At 41.5% G+C, this 3,862-nt stretch carries 3 protein-coding genes and 1 pseudogene; 2 read left to right on the top strand and 2 right to left on the bottom strand.

Translation table 11 applies throughout. From position 1 onward, the window contains the following. Positions 1 to 1,338, top strand: a 1,338-nt coding sequence (locus QZ576_RS22480; protein WP_297101844.1) for an amidophosphoribosyltransferase, incomplete at its 5' end; no start/stop codon positions are given. 73 nt (positions 1,339 to 1,411) lie between these two features. Here QZ576_RS22480 and QZ576_RS22485 read toward each other — a convergent pair. Then, the gene (locus tag QZ576_RS22485; protein WP_297101847.1) at positions 1,412 to 2,371 is read right to left on the bottom strand and encodes a GNAT family N-acetyltransferase; all 960 of its coding nucleotides are present in this window, start codon (positions 2,369 to 2,371) and stop codon (positions 1,412 to 1,414) included. 155 nt (positions 2,372 to 2,526) lie between these two features. Beyond that, entirely contained in the window at positions 2,527 to 3,378 is an 852-nt protein-coding gene (locus QZ576_RS22490) for a 1-acyl-sn-glycerol-3-phosphate acyltransferase (protein WP_297101849.1), read from the bottom strand. A gap of 377 nt (positions 3,379 to 3,755) precedes the next feature. Here QZ576_RS22490 and QZ576_RS22575 point away from each other — a divergent pair. Next, positions 3,756 to 3,862 (top strand): annotated as a pseudogene (locus tag QZ576_RS22575) (hypothetical protein); the annotation flags it as partial.

Raw genomic sequence — 3,862 nt, forward strand, 5'->3', positions numbered from 1 at the left:
CATTTCCTTGATGAGGAAAACCAGCTGCTTTTCAGAAAATATAAAAACGAAGGCTACGATAATAACGAGATTTCGCCGCTGATTGAGCAAAACCTCGATATTCAGAATATTTTAGAACGTGCCTCAAAAGACTGGGATGGTGGTTATGCCATGGCCGGTTTGGTTGGGCACGGCGATGCTTTTGTGGTTCGCGATCCGTGGGGAATTCGTCCGGCACATTATTATGCCGACGATGAAATTGTGGTGGTGGCTTCAGAGCGCCCTGTAATTCAAACGGTGATGAACCTGGGAGAAGGCGATGTGCAGGAAATTGGTCCCGGTGAAGGATTGATTATTAAAAAGAACGGAAAGGTTTCGAGAGAAATGATTCGTGTGCCGCACAAAAGGAAGTCGTGTTCGTTCGAGCGCATTTATTTTTCGCGTGGTAGCGACAAGGCGATTTACCAGGAAAGAAAACAGCTGGGACGTTTGTTGACTCCTATTGTTTTGGAAGCTGTTGATTACGATTACGAAAACACCGTGTTCTCGTACATCCCGAATACCGCAGAAACCGCATTTTATGGTTTGGTTGATGGCGTTCGTAATCATTTGGTAGATTGGAAAATCGATCAGATTCAGCAAAAAAATGGCTCTTTGACCGATAAAGATATCAAGCGAATTTTGTCGTTTGAACCACGGGTTGAAAAGATTGCCATTAAAGACGTTAAGCTGCGAACTTTTATTGCCGACGATGCCAGTCGTGATGATTTGGTAGCGCACGTTTACGATGTTACTTACGGCGTTATTCAGAAAGATAAAGATACGCTGGTAATTATCGACGACTCGATTGTACGTGGTACAACCTTGAAAAAGAGTATCCTGAAAATACTTGACCGGTTGAAACCGAAAAAGATTATCGTTGTTTCGTCGGCACCGCAAATTCGTTACCCCGATTGTTACGGAATCGACATGGCGCGTTTGGATAAATTTATTGCCTTCAACGCGGCTATCGAATTGCTGAAAGATCATGGTAAAGAGTCGCTGATTCAGCAGGTTTACAAAAAATGTAAAGAGCAGGAGAATTTGCCAAAAGAAGAAATGGTAAACTACGTTCGCGAAATTTATCAGCCATTTACCGCTGAAGAGGTTTCTGCAAAAATTGCTGAATTGCTTAAGCCGGAAGATTGTAACGCGGAAGTTGAGATTGTGTATCAGTCAATCGAAAACCTGCACAAAGCTTGTCCGAATGATTTGGGCGACTGGTACTTTACCGGTAATTACCCAACTCCTGGAGGAAACCGTGTGGTTAACGGATCGTTCATCAACTACATTGAAGGAAAAGACGCCAGAGCTTACTAGCTCAGGTAAAAGCATAAAGAAAATGGCCCGGTACTAAAAGTATCGGGCCATTTTTATTTTGGAGAGGTAGGTTTTATTCAACCGTTGGCCATTCATCGTCTTCCTTACCTTTAATGTAGGTTTCAATGTGGCGGTCAACTTTTACCTCGTAAATATCTTTGATCGTTAAAATAATTCCGGTTTCAAGTACGTTTCCAAACACCTCGTTTTTAATGGTTCCAAACGTTTTCATCGATGGTGAAAGGTTCATGTATGCATTTACCAGCGGCGGAATGTTTTCGCCGTAATTTCTAACGTTTTGTACCAGAATTTTGTAGTCGTCTTTGTATTCCGGACCAACAAAAAGTTTTTTCATGGCATCCATGTCGATGTTAAATTCAACAGGATCTAGCGGGTATACAAGGTTTTCCTTGTCGCGGAAATATTTTTTAAAGAAATACTGGATCAGGTTCCGGGCTTCGTCGTGGAAATGCTCGTACATCGTAATTTTTCCAAAGAAATATTTTATCTCCGGATGGTCAACGGTAAGTGCTCCCAGTCCGTCCCAAAGGTTGTCGAGTGCAAAAAGCGCTTTCGCACCGGCTTTACTCGATTGGTAAGCCGGTTGCACAAACGAACGACCCAGCTCCAGCGTATAGGGTAGGTAGTTCTCTTCAAATTCTTTCGAAAAGTGAAATACCCGCGAAGTGGCCAGTTTTATATTGCCTTCGTCGTCGCGTGGCGCATCGGCACACAATACATAGCGGTAACCACCAAGGATTTCTTTCGCATCCGGATCCCAAACAATCAATTGTTTGTAAGGATTTTTTGCGGTGTCGTAGGCGTCAATATCGGTTTCTTTACCGGTGCCGCCTCCGGCATCGCGGAAAGTGATTTCGCGTAAACGACCCAGCTCATGCATAATGGCAGGTGAGTCGTGTGCGGTTACAATATATATTTCGTTACCACCTTTGTTGGTTTTGCGAAGTAATTTTTCAGGCGTTAGCTCAGCGTAAATTTCTTCTCTTGCTATAGGTGCTATTATGTCCTTCATTTGAATCTTTTTATCTGTCTGTGTCCCCAAACTCCCGAAACATGTGTCTCAATGACAATACGCTAATTCCAATTACTTGTTTCGAGTTCCCTTTCTTTTTGAAAATTGGAATACAAAATTAAAAAAATCATGTGAATGCGGTTCGATAATACAGTTTAATTTACTGAACCAGAACTTTCTTTTAGTTTATAAACTTTTTGTTTTACCCATTCGGCCCATTCCTGGTGCGTTTTTGTGTTGTCAAAAGTGGTATACGGAATAGGTTCTCCAAAATAAAGATGTACGTCGGTATTCTGGTGTTTCATCGTTTCGTCGGGTAGAAAAAACATTTCGAGGTTCCATTTTATTCTGAAAAACTTCCGGAATTTAGCCGTGCGGTAAAACCGGTTCGAATTATGGCCACTGATAAAAACAGGAATAACATCGCGTTTGTGTTTTATCGATTTAGTGATAAAGTGTTTCTTCCACTCCAGATCCATAATCTCACCATTGATTTTTCGAGACGCCAGGCCTGATGGAAAAATTAGAATCTGATCATCTGAGTTATAACATTCCGAAAGCTTTTTCGCAGCCTCGCGTGCGTGACCGCCATGTTTATTTACTGGCACAAAAACCGGACTTAACTGCGGAATATTGAGTAAGATATCGTTGGCTAAAAACTTGAATGGTCCCAAACGTGCTTCTACATTTTTCATCAGTAGCATGCCGTCGAAACCGCCCAGCGGATGGTTGCTGGCAAAAATGTAGCGCCCCGACTCCGGAATGTTTTCGCTGTTGTGTACGAATTCGCGAACGTTGAATTCCTCAACTACCTGGTCAACAAATTCAATTCCTTCGAGGTGACCGTATTTTTCAAGAAAAGTGTTTACCTCGTCGAGATGCAAAATGTTGTTCAGATAGCGATATACAAATCCCGGGATGAACTTTGCCAGTCCCGGACTTTTGGCGGCAAATACCTCCCTGATCCGAATTGGCTTGTAGCTTTTTGTGCTATTCTCTGTCGTCATTGCTGGTTTATTTGCATCGGCAATTAACTAAAAATTGCTTAATCTGAAAAATGCGACGATTCTGATATTACATTTCGTCATTCTCTGCTTTCTCTTTTTCCATATCGGATTTTCTGAAGGTGAAGTATTCGTAGATAAAATAAATCCTGCTAAAAATGAGTTATTAACGATGTGTTGGTTGAGTTTTGTGGTTTGTAAAATGCTGTTAATCAATAGTGGAATTTGGGTTTTTAACAGAATTGAACAGGTTTTAAACATTTTGTGATCCGGTTATTAACAGAAAGTAAGAAATGCAAGGTGGAATGAAATGGAATAATATGGCATAGAATGGAATAAAATTGTATTTTTACACTTGATAAAAAGACTTTTAGGAATTTATGGCATTTTTCGCAGGAACATATCAGGCAACCATCGACGACAAAGGGCGGGTGGTTCTTCCGTCGGCTTTTAAGAAGGCGATGGGCGATGGTATTCCTGATCAGGT

The organism is uncultured Draconibacterium sp. (genome assembly GCF_913060805.1).
Classification (GTDB): domain Bacteria; phylum Bacteroidota; class Bacteroidia; order Bacteroidales; family Prolixibacteraceae; genus Draconibacterium.